Annotated in this window: 14 protein-coding genes; 9 read left to right on the top strand and 5 right to left on the bottom strand. The window is 55.6% G+C overall.

The genetic code is table 11. The features are described from left to right. Window positions 1-160: 160 nt before the first annotated feature. Both bepA and arsC read left to right on the top strand, forming a co-directional pair. Window positions 161-1,624, top strand: a complete 1,464-nt coding sequence (gene bepA, locus AM410_RS13560) for a beta-barrel assembly-enhancing protease (protein ID WP_020883065.1) — start codon at window positions 161-163, stop codon at window positions 1,622-1,624. 18 nt (window positions 1,625-1,642) lie between these two features. Further along, window positions 1,643-1,999: an arsenate reductase (glutaredoxin) gene (arsC, locus tag AM410_RS13555; protein WP_014171122.1), complete on the top strand. Its 357-nt coding sequence runs from the start codon at window positions 1,643-1,645 to the stop codon at window positions 1,997-1,999. Here arsC and AM410_RS13550 read toward each other — a convergent pair. Continuing rightward, on the bottom strand, window positions 1,996-2,820 hold the full coding sequence (locus AM410_RS13550; protein WP_068794854.1) for a helix-turn-helix domain-containing protein: 825 nt from the start codon (window positions 2,818-2,820) through the stop codon (window positions 1,996-1,998). The genes arsC and AM410_RS13550 overlap by 4 nt on opposite strands. Before the next feature lie 145 nt (window positions 2,821-2,965). Here AM410_RS13550 and celB point away from each other — a divergent pair, with 145 nt between their 5' ends. The 3 genes from celB to AM410_RS13535 are packed head-to-tail and all read left to right on the top strand — an operon-like array spanning window position 2,966 to window position 6,666. After that, entirely contained in the window at window positions 2,966-4,285 is a 1,320-nt protein-coding gene (gene celB, locus AM410_RS13545) for a PTS cellobiose transporter subunit IIC (RefSeq protein WP_014171124.1), read from the top strand. Between the two features lie 3 nt (window positions 4,286-4,288). Next, window positions 4,289-5,248: a N(4)-(beta-N-acetylglucosaminyl)-L-asparaginase gene (locus tag AM410_RS13540; protein WP_073396225.1), complete on the top strand. Its 960-nt coding sequence runs from the start codon at window positions 4,289-4,291 to the stop codon at window positions 5,246-5,248. Next, window positions 5,245-6,666: a leucyl aminopeptidase family protein gene (locus tag AM410_RS13535; RefSeq protein WP_073396226.1), complete on the top strand. Its 1,422-nt coding sequence runs from the start codon at window positions 5,245-5,247 to the stop codon at window positions 6,664-6,666. The genes AM410_RS13540 and AM410_RS13535 overlap by 4 nt, the downstream gene beginning before the upstream one ends. Window positions 6,667-6,722: 56 nt before the next feature. On the opposite strand, the gene AM410_RS13530 is transcribed toward AM410_RS13535, so the two are convergent. The 4 genes from AM410_RS13530 to AM410_RS13515 all read right to left on the bottom strand — a co-directional run bounded on the left by AM410_RS13530 (window position 6,723) and on the right by AM410_RS13515 (window position 11,118). Continuing rightward, on the bottom strand, window positions 6,723-7,424 hold the full coding sequence (locus AM410_RS13530; RefSeq protein ID WP_212479862.1) for a DnaA inactivator Hda: 702 nt from the start codon (window positions 7,422-7,424) through the stop codon (window positions 6,723-6,725). A 95-nt stretch (window positions 7,425-7,519) separates the two neighbouring features. Next, the gene (gene uraA / locus AM410_RS13525) at window positions 7,520-8,809 is read right to left on the bottom strand and encodes a uracil permease (RefSeq protein WP_014171128.1); all 1,290 of its coding nucleotides are present in this window, start codon (window positions 8,807-8,809) and stop codon (window positions 7,520-7,522) included. 86 nt (window positions 8,810-8,895) lie between these two features. Next, window positions 8,896-9,522, bottom strand: a complete 627-nt coding sequence (gene upp / locus AM410_RS13520; protein WP_020883061.1) for a uracil phosphoribosyltransferase — start codon at window positions 9,520-9,522, stop codon at window positions 8,896-8,898. Window positions 9,523-9,687: 165 nt separating this feature from the next. Further along, on the bottom strand, window positions 9,688-11,118 hold the full coding sequence (locus tag AM410_RS13515; protein ID WP_108647959.1) for a 6-phospho-beta-glucosidase: 1,431 nt from the start codon (window positions 11,116-11,118) through the stop codon (window positions 9,688-9,690). Between the two features lie 266 nt (window positions 11,119-11,384). Between AM410_RS13515 and purM the strand changes: the two genes are divergently transcribed. The 4 genes from purM (at window position 11,385) to ppx (ending at window position 16,892) form a co-directional block, all read left to right on the top strand. Then, on the top strand, window positions 11,385-12,422 hold the full coding sequence (gene purM / locus AM410_RS13510; protein WP_020883059.1) for a phosphoribosylformylglycinamidine cyclo-ligase: 1,038 nt from the start codon (window positions 11,385-11,387) through the stop codon (window positions 12,420-12,422). Next, complete coding sequence (purN, locus tag AM410_RS13505) at window positions 12,419-13,060, top strand: phosphoribosylglycinamide formyltransferase (protein WP_059305764.1); 642 nt, start codon at window positions 12,419-12,421, stop codon at window positions 13,058-13,060. Before purM ends, purN begins: the two co-directional genes overlap by 4 nt. Window positions 13,061-13,289: 229 nt before the next feature. Next, window positions 13,290-15,350: a polyphosphate kinase 1 gene (ppk1, locus tag AM410_RS13500; protein ID WP_014171133.1), complete on the top strand. Its 2,061-nt coding sequence runs from the start codon at window positions 13,290-13,292 to the stop codon at window positions 15,348-15,350. Between the two features lie 3 nt (window positions 15,351-15,353). Next, complete coding sequence (ppx, locus tag AM410_RS13495; protein WP_020883058.1) at window positions 15,354-16,892, top strand: exopolyphosphatase; 1,539 nt, start codon at window positions 15,354-15,356, stop codon at window positions 16,890-16,892. The last annotated feature ends 2 nt before the right edge of the window (window positions 16,893-16,894 follow it).

Genomic DNA, 16,894 nt, shown 5'->3' with positions numbered 1-16,894 from the left:
AAAAGACTTTCGCTTTTTGTCTCCCTGCCACGATCCGCAAAACCCTGATGAATGGGATTTTCTTCATGCCTCAACACGGCTACACTCGCAGGGCAGTGGAGATGAACGATATGCCGGTTCATCGGTCAAATTAGCACATCCCAAATACAGGACAGTGGTTATGTTCAGGCAGTTGAGAAAAACACTGGTTGCGACACTGATTGCCGCACTGACGGTCGGTCAGGTGTTGCCAGCTTTCGCTGACTCGTCCGATTCATTGCCGGACATGGGCACTACAGCAGGAAGCACGCTCTCCATTGGGCAGGAAATGCAGATGGGGGATTATTACGTTCGTCAGCTGCGTGGCAGTGCGCCGCTGATTAACGACCCGTTGCTGGTTCAGTACATTAACGGGCTGGGCATGCGCCTGGTCGCGCACGCGAACTCGGTAAAAACCCCCTTCCACTTCTATTTAATCAATAATGACGAAATCAACGCCTTCGCCTTCTTTGGCGGCAACGTGGTGCTGCATTCGGCGTTATTCCGCTACTCTGATAACGAAAGTCAGCTGGCCTCGGTCATGGCGCACGAAATCTCTCACGTCACCCAGCGCCACCTTGCCCGCGCAATGGAAGACCAGAAGCGTAACGCTCCGCTGACCTGGGTTGGCGCATTGGGTTCCATTCTGCTGGCAATGGCCAGCCCGCAGGCAGGGATGGCGGCGTTAACCGGTACGCTGGCGGGAACACGTCAGGGGATGATCAGTTTCACCCAGCAAAACGAACAGGAAGCGGATCGTATTGGCATTCAGGTGCTGCAACGTTCGGGCTTTGACCCGCAGGCCATGCCGAGCTTCCTCGAAAAACTGCTCGACCAGGCGCGCTACTCCTCCCGTCCGCCGGAAATTTTGCTGACGCACCCCTTACCGGAAAGCCGTCTGTCGGATGCGCGTAACCGTGCCAACCAGATGCGCCCGGTCGTGGTTCAGTCGTCGCAGGATTTCTACATGGCAAAAGTGCGAACGCTTGGCATGTACAATTCCGGGCGTAACCAACTGACCAGCGACCTGCTGGATGCGCTGGCGAAAGGCAACGTGCGTGAGAAAAACGCGGCTCAGTATGGCCAGGCGTTACAGGCGATGGAAGCGAGCAAATATGACGAAGCGCGTAAAACGCTGCAGCCACTTCTCGCCGCCGATCCGAATAACCCGTGGTATCTCGATCTGGCCACGGATATCGATCTGGGGCAGAAAAAAGCCACCGATGCGATTAATCGCCTGAAAGGGGCAAAAGAGGTGCGGACTAACCCGGTGCTGCAGCTTAACCTGGCGAATGCTTACTTACAGGGTGGTCAGCCTGCTGAAGCGGCGAACATTCTGAACCGCTACACCTTTAACAATAAAGACGATCAGAACGGCTGGGATCTGCTTGCCCAGGCAGAAGCGCAGCTGGGCAACCGCGATCAAGAGCTTGCGGCACGCGCCGAAGGCTTTGCCCTGGTGGGACGTCTTGATCAGGCGATTTCCCTCCTGAGCAGTGCCAGTTCCCAGGTTAAGCTCGGCAGTCTGCAACAGGCCCGTTACGATGCACGTATCGATCAGCTTCGCGGTCTGCAGCAGCGCTTTAAGCCGTACGAGAAGATGTAATAAAGGAGAATTCAGGTCATGACAGACGCGGTAAAAATCTACCACAACCCACGCTGCTCGAAGAGCCGTGACACCCTTAGCCTGCTGAAGTCGAACGGCATTGACCCGGAAGTGGTGCTGTATCTGGAGACACCGCCCGATGCACAGACGCTTCGTCAGCTGCTGCACATGCTGGGAATGGGCAGTGCCAGAGAGCTAATGCGCCAGAAAGAGGACCTGTATACGTCGCTCAATCTGAATGACAGTCGTCTAACCGAGGCTGAGCTGATTCAGGCGATGGTTGAAAATCCGAAACTGATTGAGCGCCCCATTGTGGTCGCAAACGGTCAGGCGCGTATTGGACGCCCGCCGGAAGAGGTGCTCGAGATTCTCTAATCCTTACGCCGCAGCGCTTCCAGAAAGGCCTGCGGCGTGCTCTCTCCCAGCTTTTTCTGCGCTTTACCCCGATTGTAAAACTCGCACATCTCGATCAACACCTGCCCTAACGGAACAGCATTCACTCGTGGAATGATGTCGCCGAGCGGTACCGCAACCTGCACGGCCTTGTGCCTGGTCGGCTGTACTTTTACGACAGGTTCACCCGCGGGTAAGTCGGGTTCAAAACCGAAAGTCTCAACAGATTGGATATCAGCCGGACAGGCGTTCAGCAACTCACGCATCCAGTTGTTCAGCAGCTGTGATGAAATTCCCGCATAGAGCCGGGCATAACACCAGCCGCTCACCGGTTCGCGCCCCCACAGCAGATGCTGCTCCCCGCCATCATCCATATGCAGCGATAAAGGCTGGTGATGCACCAGCAGTTTTGTGGGTAAAACGCCTGCCTTTAGCGCTTTTTTCCCCTGAAGTTCAACGCCTTTGTGTTTCGCAGAAGCGGGACGGAGATAACGGTTCAGCGTCGCCCGCGAAACGGAAATCCCCAGCACCCCGTTAACCAGCAGCAGCAGTTCATCCAGCGGTGCGCCCGTGATATCACGCAGCGCATTAACGAGGTCAACCTGCTCTTGTCTCAGCGCTTTGTGTATCACTTTTGGGGTCGTATGATTGTCAGAAACCCGATCGCGATTGCGCCATCGCCGCACGGTCGTCACGGAAATACCCAGCTCCGTAGCCAGTTCTCTGTCGCTTTTATTGGATTGTTGCAGATAGCGACGGATCCGCGGCGTGGTGGTGGCATTGGCGTGCAATTTGATTTCCATCGCTGTAACTCCATAACCAATCTCATGAGATTTATAATATCTTAGCGAGTGCTTTGTGACCTGTTTCACCTTTCAGCCACCGCGCTTCACTGATAATCCACAGACATAACATAACAACACCACTCAATCTTGTACGGAGTTCACAATGAACAATGTTCTGGGATTTCTTGAAGCAAAACTGATGCCGCTGGCGGCCAAAACCGCGCAACAGCGGCATCTGGGCGCCATACGCGGGGCCTATGTTTCCTTCATGCCGTTTATCATCGTCGGCTCGATTCTGCTGGTCATCTCCTCTTTTCCGAACCAAACCTATCAGCAGTTTATGTCTCAGGCATTTGGTGAAAGCTGGAGTGCCATCATTGAAATTCCGTTCAACGCGGTGTTCTCAACCATGTCGCTGTTTATCAGCTTCCTGGTGGCGTTTCGCCTGGCTGAACACTACGGCGAAGATCGCATTTCCTGCGGCATTCTGGCTCTGGTCGCCTTTTTAATCCTGACACCTTTTATCAAAGTGGCCGAAAACGGCGGTATCACGGTCATGCCGGTGGAGTGGATTGGCAGCAAAGGGCTGTTCGTGGCGATGATTGGCTCTCTGCTGTGGACGGAGCTGTTCTGCTGGCTGAAGCGCAAAAAGCTGGTCATCAGAATGCCTGATGGCGTGCCGCCAGCGGTGCAGGAGTCGTTCGCCGCGCTGATCCCGGCCCTGCTGGTAATGATTCTGGTGCTTATTATCCGCATCATTTTCGAAAACACCCACTACAACACCATTCACCAGTTTATTTACGAGGTGGTCGCCACGCCGGTTCGCCACTACGGGACCTCCTATTTCGGCGCGCTGATGACGGTGTTCAGCATCACCATTCTGTGGTCTGTGGGCATTAACTCAGGCTCAATGATCAACGGCATCATTCGCCCGCTGTGGATGGAGAACCAGACCGATAACATCGCCGCCATCCAGGCGGGTACGACGCCGCCGCACATTATCACCGAACAGTTTTTTGACATGATCTGGATGGGTGGCGCAGGGGCAACGCTCTCGCTGGTGATTGCGATGCTGATTTTTGCCCGCAGCAAAAACATGCGCGAGGTGGCGCGTCTCGGCGCGGGGGCCTCGGTGTTTAACATCAACGAGCCGATTCTGTTTGGTCTGCCGGTTATCATGAACCCCATCATGCTGATCCCGTTCAATCTGGTGCCGCTGGTCCTGGTTACCGTGCAATATGCTGCGATGAAAATGGGTGCCGTCGCTGTGACCACCGGGGTGTTTATCCCCTGGACGTTACCGCCGGTGATCAGCGGGTTTATCGTCACGGGGCATCTCAGCGGCAGCGTGATGCAGCTTATCAACCTGCTGATTGGCGCCATGCTGTATCTGCCTTTCATGCGTATCGTGGATAAACAATACCGCGCCGCGGAGATTGCCACCGTGACGCAAACCGACCCAACCCTTGCAAAACAGGAGTAAAGCATGTGGGGAATTATCGCAACCTGGCGAATGGCGCTTGAAGGGGTCACGGAGTCTGCGTCTGCGCTGGCTGCGGGGAAACCGGTAGCAGAAGCGGTGGTCGATGCCATTGCTGCCGTCGAGGACTTCCCGTTGTATAAATCCGTCGGCTACGGCGGGCTGCCAACCGAAAATGGCGAAGTCGAACTGGACGCGGCGTATATGGATGGCGATACGCTTGCGTTTGGGGCCGTGGGAGATCTGGTTGATATTGCGAACCCGGTGCGTGTCGCCCATGCGCTAAGCCGCCAGCGCTATAACAGCCTGCTGGTCGGCCAGGGCGCGCGCGAATGGGCGCTGAGTCAGGGGTTTGCCGACAAAACCATGCTTACCGACCGCGCGATGCAGCATTACCGTAAGCGCTGCCGGGAAACGCTGGACAAAGGCTTAAGCCCGTACGATGGGCATGACACCGTCGGGATTATTGGCCTCGACAAAAGGGGGTCGATGAGCGTGGCCACCTCCACCAGCGGTCTGTTTATGAAAAAGCGCGGCCGTATTGGCGACTCGCCGATTATCGGCTCCGGCTTTTACTGCGACAGTGAAACCGGTGCCGCCACCGCCACCGGCGTGGGGGAAGACCTGATGAAAGGCTGCACCAGCTACGAAATTGTTCGCCGCATGGCACAGGGCATGTCACCGCAGCAGGCGGCGGACTCGGTGGTCTTCGAACTGGAAGACAAACTGATGTCGCGCTTTGGCCGCGCGGGCGATCTCTCGGTGGTGTGCATGAATAATAAAGGCGAATTCGGCGCCGCAACCAACATCAAAACCTTCTCATTTGTGGTGGCAACGGCCCGCCAGCCTCTCACCGTATTTCGCGCCGAGCGCCTGCGGGAAAAAACGCACTATCAGCCCGTGGATGAGGAATGGATGCAGGCCTATGCCGCGCGGATCCGCGCGCCAGTTGAGGAGTCACAATGATTACCTTTAAGCTTATCACCGCCCTTGCAGACGCAAAGCCCCGGAGTCATCTTATTGCCCGGGCCGCCTGCGCGTTACTGCCGGACACCGCACTCATCGCTGAAATGCGTGAACAAAACGCCGTCGCAGATACCCGCTTTGGCTGTGCTCCGTTTGCCAGAATCACGCTGCTGCCGGATGCGCTCTGGCAGGACAGTCTGACAGAAGGGTTACTCGCCGCCCTCCGTCCACTGCTGGCAGCCCCGGTCAGCGCCGATGTGGTACTGGATGTCACGGATATTGACGAGGTGGTGCTGACGCAGGTTCTGCGTTTTCTCTTTAACCAGGCGTATGACCTTCGCGATCTGCAGCTTAAGAAAACCGATGGCAAAAGCGTTCGCCTTCGCCATGTCACCGCCCTGTGTCATCCGCAACAGCGTGAAAGGCTGGACGCTCTCTTCCAGCAACAGCAGGCCATTGCCCGAGGAATGGTCGCCGCGCGACGTCTGGCGGATATGCCGTCCGATCGCTGTACGCCGCAGTATGTCGTCGACGAAGCGCAAAAGCTGTGCGCCGCCTTCCCCGCCCTGCGGTGTGAAGTGCTTGATGAAAAGCAAATTAATGAACAGGGTCTGGGGCTTCTGCATGCCGTCGGTAAAGGCGCGACCTGTCCACCGCGGCTGCTGGCCATTCACTATAACGGCATCGCTGAGGGCCCGGTACGCTGCTACGTGGGCAAAGGTATAACGTTTGATACCGGTGGCCTGTGGCTGAAGGAAGGCGCGGGCATGTACACCATGAAATATGACATGTGCGGGGCAGCGAACGTGCTCGGGTTGATGCTGAGCGTGGCAGAACTCGGCCTGCCGGTTCGTATTATGGGCGTACTGGCGCTGGCGGAAAACGCCATAGGACCGGATGCAATGCAGCCGGGCACGGTGGCCAGCGCCTGCAACGGTATCACGGTTGAAATCAACAATACCGATGCCGAAGGCCGGCTGGTACTGGCGGATGCGATCGCCTGGGCCAGCCAGCGTCATCCGCAGGCTCGCTATATTATTGATATGGCGACCTTAACCGGTGCCGTCGTGAAAGCGCTGGGGTACGAGCTGAGTGGGTTAATGACGCAGGACGAAGCGCTGCGTCAGGCGCTCACCCGCGCGGGGAAACGGAGCGGTGATGAGGTGTGGTCCCTGCCACTGGATGCACGGTTAAAAAAACAGACCGACAGCGCCATCGCCGACCTGTGCAATACCCCACCCAATAATGCGGCGATCAGCGCATCGGCGGCCTGGCTGTTACACCATTTTTGCCCGCCGACCATTCCATGGGCCCATCTGGATATTAGCGGCACGGCGCTGTGGCGTGAGAACGGAAAAAGCGTGGCCTCGGGCAGACCCATTCCACTTCTGGTTGAGCATTTGCTGGAAGACAGGTGAGTTTTAGCCAGTGGCACTGGTTCTCCCTCTGCGCCAGGCAGAGGGAGAAAAGCGCATCACAGCTTCAGAATATCTTTCACAAAAGGAATGGTCAGCTTGCGCTGCGCGGTAATCGAAGCGCGATCGAGCTGATCGAGCGTATCAAAGAGCGTGCGCATTTCCCGGTCCAGGCGCTTGAGCAGGAAGCGCCCCACGTCTTCCGGGAGTTCAAAGCCGCGCAATCTTGCGCGCAGCTGTAACGCCTGAAGTTTGTCTTCATCCGACAGCGGTTGCAGCTTGTAGATTTGCCCCCAGTCCAGACGGGAAGCCAGATCCGGCAGCCCCAGATTCAGCTGGCGCGGCGGACGATCGCCGGTGATCAGCAGCCGGGTTTTCCCCGACTCCAGAATGCGGTTATAGAGGTTAAAGATCGCCATTTCCCACGGCTCATCCCCCGCCACACATTCGATATTATCGATGCAGACCAGTGAGAGATGTTCCATTCCCTCCATGACTTCAGGCACAAACCAGGTACGTTTATCCAGCGGCACATAGCCTACCGCATCACCCCGCGCGGAAAGCTCCGCACAGGCGGCATGCAACAGGTGGCTGCGCCCCGCGCCTTCGCGTGACCAGATATAGATGTATCCGCTGTGTTCCTGACGCAGCACGTTTTGCAGTGCAGCCAGTAAAGAGGGGTTATCACCCGGCCAGAAACTCGCAAAAGTTTCGTCGTCAGGGAGATAGAGTGGCAGAGAGAGCTGTGCCGGTCCGTTCAGAAGTACCTCAACCAGATCTTACATAAAATCGGCGGTGAGTTTAGCACGGAACGTGCAAGGAGAGAACCGGGCGGATCGTCCGCCCGGTTTTACGATCAATGTGACGCTTTTTCGCTGTCTTCAGCATCCAGCACCACTTCTTCCGGGCGCAGGACGGAGATCAGTTTGAAGATCAGGCTCAGGCCCACACCCACGATGGTCGCGAGCGCCATGCCTTTCAGTTCAGCCGCACCGATGTGCACCTTCGCGCCGCTCACGCCGATGATCAGGATCACAGAGGTGAGGATCAGGTTTTGCGCTTTGCTGTAGTCCACTTTCGATTCAATCAGCACGCGAATACCGGACGCGCCGATCACACCGTACAGCAGCAGAGAGACGCCTCCCATTACCGGTACCGGAATGATCTGAATAGCCGCCGCCAGTTTGCCCACGCAGGAGAGCAGGATGGCGATGATTGCCGCGCCGCCAATAACCCAGGTACTGTAGACACGGGTAATCGCCATCACGCCGATGTTCTCACCGTAGGTGGTGTTCGGCGTAGAACCAAAGAAACCGGAGATAATGGTAGAGAGGCCGTTGGCAAACATCGAGCGGTGCAGACCCGGGTCGCGGATCAGGTCACGTTTAACGATGTTTGCCGTCACCACCAGGTGACCTACGTGCTCAGCAATAACCACCAGCGCCGCGGGCAGGATCGTGAAAATGGCAAACCATTCAAAGCGCGGCGTATAGAAGGTTGGCAGTGCGAACCAGTGCGCTTCAGCAATGGGCGTGGTATCAACAACGCCCATCACGAAGGAGAGCGCATACCCCGCCAGCACACCGATCAGGATCGGGATAATTGCCATAAAACCGCGGAACAGCACGGAACCAAATACCGTTACGCCCAGTGTCACCATCGAGATGATGATGGTTTTGGAATCCGGTGACTGCCCGTCAGCAGGCAGCAGGCCAGCCATATTGGCCGCCACGCCCGCCAGCTCCAGACCGATGACGGCGACAATGGCCCCCATTGCGGCAGGCGGGAACATAACGTCCAGCCAGCCGGTACCGGCCTTCTTCACAATGAAAGAGACCAGGCAGAAGAGGACGCCACACATAATGAAGCCGCCCAGCGCCACTTCATACCCCAGCGGCAGCAACAGCAGAACCGGTGAAATAAAGGCGAAGCTTGAGCCGAGATAGGCAGGGATTTTGCCTTTACAGATAAAGAGGTAAAGCAGCGTACCCACACCGTTGAACAACAGCACGGTAGCCGGGTTAATGTGAAACAGGATTGGCACCAGCACGGTTGCGCCAAACATGGCGAACAGATGCTGCAGACTAAGCGGGATTGTCTGTAAAAGCGGCGGTCTTTCACTCACCCCGATAGCACGGCGCGTCATAGTGTTTTCCTCTGAGTAGTATTGTTGTTGGCGTTTTATTCAAAAAAAAGCCGACTATCAAAGTCGGCTTCATTATCGTTATTCGATTATTTAGTACCAAAAATCTTATCGCCGGCATCGCCAAGCCCCGGGATGATGTACCCGTGCTCATTCAGCCCCTGGTCGATAGACGCGGTATAGAGTTCGATGTCCGGGTGCGCTTTTTCCAGCGCCGCGATACCTTCTGGTGCAGCAACCAGCACCAGCACTTTGATGCTGCTGCAACCGGCTTTTTTCAGCAGGTCGATGGTGGCAATCATTGAACCGCCGGTCGCCAGCATCGGGTCAACCACCAGGGCCATACGCTCGTCGATGTTAGACACCAGCTTCTGGAAGTACGGTACCGGCTCCAGGGTCTCTTCGTCGCGGTAGACCCCGACCACGCTGATGCGCGCGCTTGGCACGTGCTCCAGCACGCCTTCCATCATGCCGAGGCCGGCACGCAGGATAGGCACAACGGTAATTTTCTTACCTTTGATCTGCTCAACCTGAACCGGGCCGTTCCAGCCCTCGATGGTCACTTTTTCCGTTTCCAGGTCAGAGGTCGCTTCATAGGTCAGCAGGCTGCCGACTTCAGAAGCCAGTTCGCGAAAACGCTTCGTGCTGATGTCATGCTCACGCATCAGGCCCAGCTTGTGTTTAACGAGTGGGTGCTTCACTTCCACAATCTTCATTCTCTTTCTCCTCTGAGGGGGCAACCGCAAAAAAATCGCGGGATTATACCGCTTTTTTCGGATTGCACCATACCCAACTTGCTTGACGTACATCAAGCAAAGTGTTTTAGAGGCAAAAAAGCCGGAGGGCAAGCTCCGGCTTTTTGCGTTTTTACTCTGCTGGAATTAAAGAGTGTCGCCGTTGCTGGCTATCACCTGCTTATACCAGTCAAACGACTTCTTCTTACTGCGGTTCAGGGTACCGTTACCTTCATTGTCTTTGTCGACAAAGATAAAGCCGTAGCGTTTTTTCATTTCACCCGTTCCGGCAGACACCAGGTCGATACAGCCCCACGGGGTATACCCCATCAGATCAACGCCATCTTCGACCACCGCTTTTTTCATTTCGCGGATGTGCGCGGCAAGGTAATCAATACGGTACTGGTCATTCACCGAACCGTCGCTCTCCTGCACGTCGATGGCGCCAAAGCCGTTCTCCACGATGAACAGGGGCAGCTGGTAGTGATCCCAGAACCAGTTAAGGGAGTAACGCAGGCCCACCGGATCAATCTGCCAGCCCCAGTCAGATTTCTGCACGTACGGGTTGGAGACCAGGCTCTTACTTTCGTCGTAATCCAGCTCCGGGTTATCCGCCGTCGCTTTGGTGGCGAAAGACATGTAATAGCTAAAGCCAATGTAATCGACACACCCCTGCGTCAGCGCCGCGTTATCTTCTTCTGTAATATCCAGCGTGAAACCGCGACGAGCAAAGTAGTTAAGCAGATGCTGCGGGTACTTGCCGCGCACGTGGACATCGGTGAACCAGTAGCGACGGTGCATGGCGTTCATCGCCATCATCATATCGTCCGGGGCACAGGTCAGCGGATAGATTGGACACATGGCAATCATGCAGCCGATCCGCAGCGACGGGTTAATCCCGCGCCCGGCCTTCACCGCCAGGGCGCTGGCCACCAGCTCATAGTGTGCCGCCTGGAACATCACCGGCTCGCGGTCTTCGCCCGGCTCGTACTTCAGACCGGAGTTGGTAAACGGTGCAAAGTCTTCGTGGAAGTTGGCCTGGTTATTGATCTCGTTAAAGGTCATCCAGTACTTCACTTTATGCTGGTAACGTCTGAACACAACCTCCGCAAAGCGAACAAAGAAGTCGATCAACTTACGGTTACGCCAGCCACCGTATTCGGTGACAAGGTGGAACGGCATCTCGAAATGGGAAAGGGTAATAACCGGCTCGATGCCATACTTCAGGCACTCGTCAAACAGGTCGTCATAGAATTTCAGGCCAGCTTCGTTAGGCTCCAGCTCGTCCCCTTTCGGGAAGATACGCGTCCAGGCGATGGAGGTACGGAAGCATTTGAAGCCCATCTCGGCAAAGAGTTTGATGTCCTGTTTATAGCGATGGTAGAAATCGATGGCTTCATGGTTAGGGTAATTTTTCCCTGGCAGCACGCCGTTGGTGATTTCACGCGGCACGCCGTGCGCGCCGGCCGTCATCACATCGGCAACGCTGATCCCCTTACCGCCCTCATTCCAGCCCCCTTCCAGCTGATGCGCTGCGACCGCACCACCCCACAGAAAATCTGCTTTGAATCCAGACATACACTTTCCCTCATTCTGCGTTATTTTCTGCAAAAACAATTACAGAAACCGGTTTCATCCTGATGATGTGCAAAGGGGCTTTCTGTTGCAAGGAGAAAACCGAAACCGGTTTCATTTTCGTGAACAGACTCAACTTTGGGCGCATTCGCAGGGCCTGCTGAAAAAAAAATCCTCTCGCCGAGAATAGGCTCGCAAACGTTTGCCTGGACTGTTAGAATTGCGCCGATTTTTCTTACTAGCTATGCAATCGCGTGGGGACTTGAGCCGTGACCAACAAAACTTCTCTCAGCTACAAAGATGCCGGTGTTGATATTGACGCAGGTAATGCGCTGGTTGACCGAATCAAAGGTGTGGTGAAAAAAACCCGCCGCCCGGAAGTGATGGGTGGTCTGGGTGGATTCGGCGCACTGTGCGCACTGCCGCAAAAATATCGTGAACCTGTTCTGGTCTCAGGTACTGATGGTGTAGGGACGAAACTGCGCCTGGCGATGGATTTAAAACGTCACGACACGATCGGTATCGATCTGGTCGCGATGTGTGTTAACGACCTGGTGGTTCAGGGCGCAGAGCCGCTGTTCTTCCTGGATTACTACGCGACTGGGAAACTGGACGTGGATACCGCAGCAAGCGTCATTAACGGCATTGCCGAAGGGTGTCTGCAGTCTGGCTGTGCGCTGGTCGGTGGTGAAACCGCCGAAATGCCCGGTATGTATCACGGCGAAGATTATGACGTCGCAGGCTTCTGCGTTGGCGTAGTAGAAAAATCAGAAATTATCGACGGCAGTAAAGTGGCTGATGGTGATGTGCTGATCGCGTTGGCCTCCAGCGGCCCGCACTCGAACGGCTACTCACTGGTGCGTAAAATCCTCGACGTGAGCGGCAGCGATCCACTGACCACCGAGCTTGATGGCAAGCCACTGGCTGACCATCTGCTGGCGCCGACCCGCATCTACGTGAAAAACGTGCTGGAGCTGATTGAGAAGGTTGACGTTCACGCCATTGCCCACCTGACCGGTGGCGGCTTCTGGGAAAACATTCCGCGCGTCCTGCCGGACAACACTCAGGCGGTGATTGACGAATCGTCCTGGCAGTGGCCGTCCGTCTTTAACTGGCTGCAGACTGCGGGCAACGTGAGTTCACACGAGATGTACCGCACCTTTAACTGTGGCGTGGGCATGGTTATCGCGCTGCCAGCAAGCGAAGCGGATAAGGCGATTAAACTGCTGACCGACAAAGGTGAAAACGCGTGGAAAATCGGTATTATCAAAGCATCCGATTCCGAACAGCGTGTGGTCATTGAATGAAAAACATTGTGGTGCTCATTTCCGGTAACGGAAGCAATTTGCAGGCGATAATTGACGCCTGCAAACAGAAGAAAATCAACGGCACCATTCGGGCAGTATTCAGCAATAAGGCCGACGCGTTCGGCCTTGAACGTGCCCGGGAAGAGAACATTCCCGCGCACGCGCTGGAAGCCAGCCAGTTCTCCGGACGTGAAGCGTTTGACCGGGAACTGGTTCAGGAGATTGATGCCTACGCGCCTGACGTTGTCGTGCTGGCGGGGTATATGCGTATCCTGAGCCCGGCCTTTGTCGGGCACTACGCTGGTCGTCTGCTGAATATCCACCCTTCCCTCCTGCCGAAGTATCCCGGCCTGCACACCCATCGTCAGGTTCTGGAAAACGGCGATGAAGAGCACGGTACCTCCGTGCATTTCGTTACCGACGAGCTGGACGGCGGGCCGGTGATCCTGCAGGCAAAGGTGCCGGTCTTTGAAGGTGACAGCGAAGACGACGTTACCGAACGCGTGCAGACGCAGGAACACGCCATTTATCCTCTGGTGGTAAGCTGGTTTGTTGACGGGCGTCTTCAGATGCGCGACGGTGCCGCCTGGCTAGACGGCATCAGGCTCCCTGCACAGGGTTATGCCGCTGACGAGTAGTTTGTTTGATGTGCCCGGCGGCGCGACGCCTGCACGGGCCTGTGGTCTTCACTGTCGGGTGAGCACCGCGCTTCCCGACATGCCCTTCCCCCAACCCTCTAAAATCTCCCAGAAAAAAAATAACTGTCATACTTTTCTGGCACTGTTGGACATATCGTGGAAATGCTCGCCATAATAAGGACGAGACGGATTTACCACGTCCTGTGATTGAACTGGAGTGTGAGCTGTAATGGGTCAGGAAAAGTTATATATCGAGAAAGAGCTAAGCTGGTTAGCATTCAACGAACGTGTACTCCAGGAAGCGGCAGACAAAAGTAACCCGCTTATCGAGCGTATGCGTTTTCTGGGGATTTATTCCAACAACCTGGATGAGTTCTACAAGGTTCGCTTTGCCGAACTGAAACGGCGAATCATCATCAGCGAAGAACAGGGCTTAAACTCTCACTCGCGCCATCTGTTGGGCAAAATTCAGTCGCGCGTATTGAAAGCCGATCAGGAGTTTGACGGCCTGTATAACGAACTGCTGCTGGAAATGGCACGCAATCAAATCTTCCTGATTAACGAGCGTCAGCTTTCAGTTAACCAACAAACCTGGCTGCGTCACTATTTCAAACATTACCTGCGCCAGCACATTACCCCTATTCTGATCAACCGCGAAACCGATCTGGTGCAGTTCCTGAAAGATGACTACACCTACCTAGCGGTGGAAATTATTCGTGGCGACACGATTCGTTACGCATTGCTTGAGATCCCGTCCGATAAGGTGCCGCGCTTTGTGAACCTGCCGCCGGAAACCCCGCGCAGACGCAAGCCAATGATCCTGCTCGATAACATCCTGCGTTACTGCCTGGACGACATCTTCAAGGGCTTCTTCGATTACGACGCGTTAAACGCCTACTCCATGAAGATGACCCGTGACGCCGAATACGATCTGGTGCACGAGATGGAAGCCAGCCTGATGGAGCTGATGTCATCCAGCCTGAAACAGCGCCTGACCGCGGAGCCGGTGCGTTTTGTTTATCAGCGCGATATGCCAGATGCCATGGTGGAAATGCTGCGCGACAAGCTGACCATTTCTCGCTATGACTCCATCGTGCCGGGCGGTCGTTACCATAACTTTAAAGACTTTATTGGCTTCCCGAACGTCGGCAAGGCCAATCTGGTGAACAAACCGCTGCCGCGTCTGCGCCATCTCTGGTTCGATAAATTCCGTAACGGTTTCGACGCCATTCGCGAGCGCGATGTCCTGCTCTACTATCCGTATCATACGTTTGAACACGTGCTGGAACTGCTGCGTCAGGCTTCGTTCGACCCGAACGTACTGGCGATCAAAATCAATATCTACCGTGTGGCAAAAGATTCCCGCATCATCGACGCGATGATCCATGCGGCGCACAACGGCAAAAAAGTGACCGTGGTGGTTGAGCTGCAGGCGCGCTTCGACGAAGAGGCAAACATTCACTGGGCGCGCCGTCTGACGGAAGCCGGTGTCCACGTTATCTTCTCAGCGCCCGGGCTGAAAATTCACGCCAAGCTGTTCCTCATCTCCCGTAAAGAGGGGGAGGACGTGGTGCGTTATGCCCACATCGGGACCGGGAACTTTAACGAAAAAACCGCGCGAATTTATACCGACTACTCGCTGCTGACTGCCGATGCACGCATCACTAACGAGGTTCGCCGGGTGTTCAACTTTATTGAGAACCCGTACCGCCCGGTCAGCTTCGATTATCTGCTGGTCTCGCCGCAGAACTCACGCCGCTTGCTGTACGACATGATCGATAAAGAGATCGCCAATGCCCAGAAAGGGCTGTCGTCGGGCATTACGCTGAAACTCAACAACCTGGTCGACAAAGGACTGGTGGATCGTCTGTATGCGGCGTCCAGCTCCGGCGTTCCGGTCAATCTGCTGATACGCGGTATGTGCTCACTGATCCCTGAACTCGAAGGCATCAGCGACAATATTCGCGTGATCAGCATTGTTGACCGCTACCTGGAACACGATCGGGTCTATATTTTCGATAATGCGGGTGATAAACAGGTCTATCTCTCTTCTGCAGACTGGATGACGCGCAATATTGACTACCGAATTGAAGTCGCGACACCGCTCCTGGATCCGCGGCTGAAGCAGCAGATCCTCGATATCATCGAGATTCTGTTCAGCGATACGGTGAAAGCACGCTATATCGACAAAGAACTCAGTAACCGCTATGTACCGCGCGGCAATCGCCGTAAAGTGCGGTCGCAACTGGCGATTTACGACTATATCAAATCACTCGAGCAACCCGATTAACCTATGCCGATAAATGATAAGACCCCACGCCCGCAGGAATTCGCCGCGGTCGATCTTGGTTCTAACAGTTTCCACATGGTCATCGCCCGTGAGGTGGATGGCGCGTTGCAGATCATCGGTCGTCTGAAGCAGCGTGTACACCTGGCGGATGGTCTTGATGAGCGCAGCATGCTCAGCGAAGAGGCAATGGAGCGAGGCTTAAACTGCCTGTCGCTGTTTGCTGAACGCCTGCAGGGCTTCTCGCCCTCCAGCGTATGCATTGTGGGCACCCACACGTTGCGCCAGGCGCTGAACGCGCCTGAATTCCTCAAGCGGGCCGAAAAAGTGATCCCCTACCCCATTGAGATCATCTCCGGTAACGAGGAAGCCCGACTGATTTTCATGGGTGTTGAACACACTCAGCCGGAAAAAGGACGCAAGCTGGTCATCGACATCGGCGGCGGCTCTACGGAACTGGTGATCGGCGAAGATTTTGAGCCGCGTCTGGTCGAAAGCCGTCGTATGGGCTGCGTCAGCTTTGCGCAGATGTATTTCCCGGGTGGCGCAATCAGCCGCGAAAACTTCCAGCGCGCGCGCATGGCCGCTATCCAGAAACTGGAGAACCTGGCCTGGCAGTACCGTATTCAGGGCTGGAACGTAGCGCTGGGCGCATCGGGCACCATCAAAGCGGCACATGAAGTGCTGTTGGCGATGGGTGAAAAAGATGGGTTTATCACCCCTGAGCGCCTGACCTTGCTGACCGAAGAGGTGCTGAAACATAAAAGCTTTGACGCCTTAAGCCTGCCGGGTCTTTCCGACGAGCGCAAAGCGGTATTCGTACCGGGGCTGGCTATCCTGTGCGGCGTATTTGATGCGCTGGCAATTAAAGAGCTGCGTCTTTCCGACGGCGCGCTGCGTGAAGGTGTGCTGTATGAAATGGAAGGCCGTTTCCGCCACCAGGATATTCGTAGCCGCACCGCGCAAAGCCTGGCAAACCAGTACAATATCGACCGTGAACAGGCGAAGCGCGTGCTGGAAACAACCGTTCAGATATACGACCAGTGGCAGGAGCAGAACCCTAAGCTGGCGCATCCGCAGCTTGCCGCCCTGCTGAAATGGGCAGCGATGCTGCACGAAGTGGGACTGAATATTAACCACAGCGGAATGCATCGCCACTCAGCCTATATCCTGCAAAACAGCGATCTGCCTGGCTTCAACCAGGAGCAGCAAACCATGATGGCGACCCTGGTGCGCTACCATCGTAAAGCCATCAAGCTTGACGATCTGCCGCGCTTCACGCTGTTTAAGAAGAAGCAATTCCTGCCGCTTATCCAGCTGCTGCGTCTCGGCGTGCTGCTCAATAACCAGCGTCAGGCCACGACCACCCCGCCCACGCTGAAGCTCAAAACGGATGACAACCACTGGACCCTGAGCTTCCCGCCAGACTGGTTTAGCCAGAATGCGCTGGTGCTGCTGGATCTGGAAAAAGAGCAGCAGTACTGGGAAGCGGTCACCGGCTGGCTACTCAAAATCGAAGAAGAGAGCTCAGACGTCGCGGCGTAACG

The sequence above is a fragment of the Enterobacter cloacae complex sp. FDA-CDC-AR_0164 genome (assembly GCF_003071645.1).
Classification (GTDB): Bacteria; Pseudomonadota; Gammaproteobacteria; order Enterobacterales; family Enterobacteriaceae; genus Enterobacter; species Enterobacter ludwigii.
Note: the sequence above shows the minus strand (reverse complement) of the source record. Positions and strands in the feature narration are given on the sequence as shown.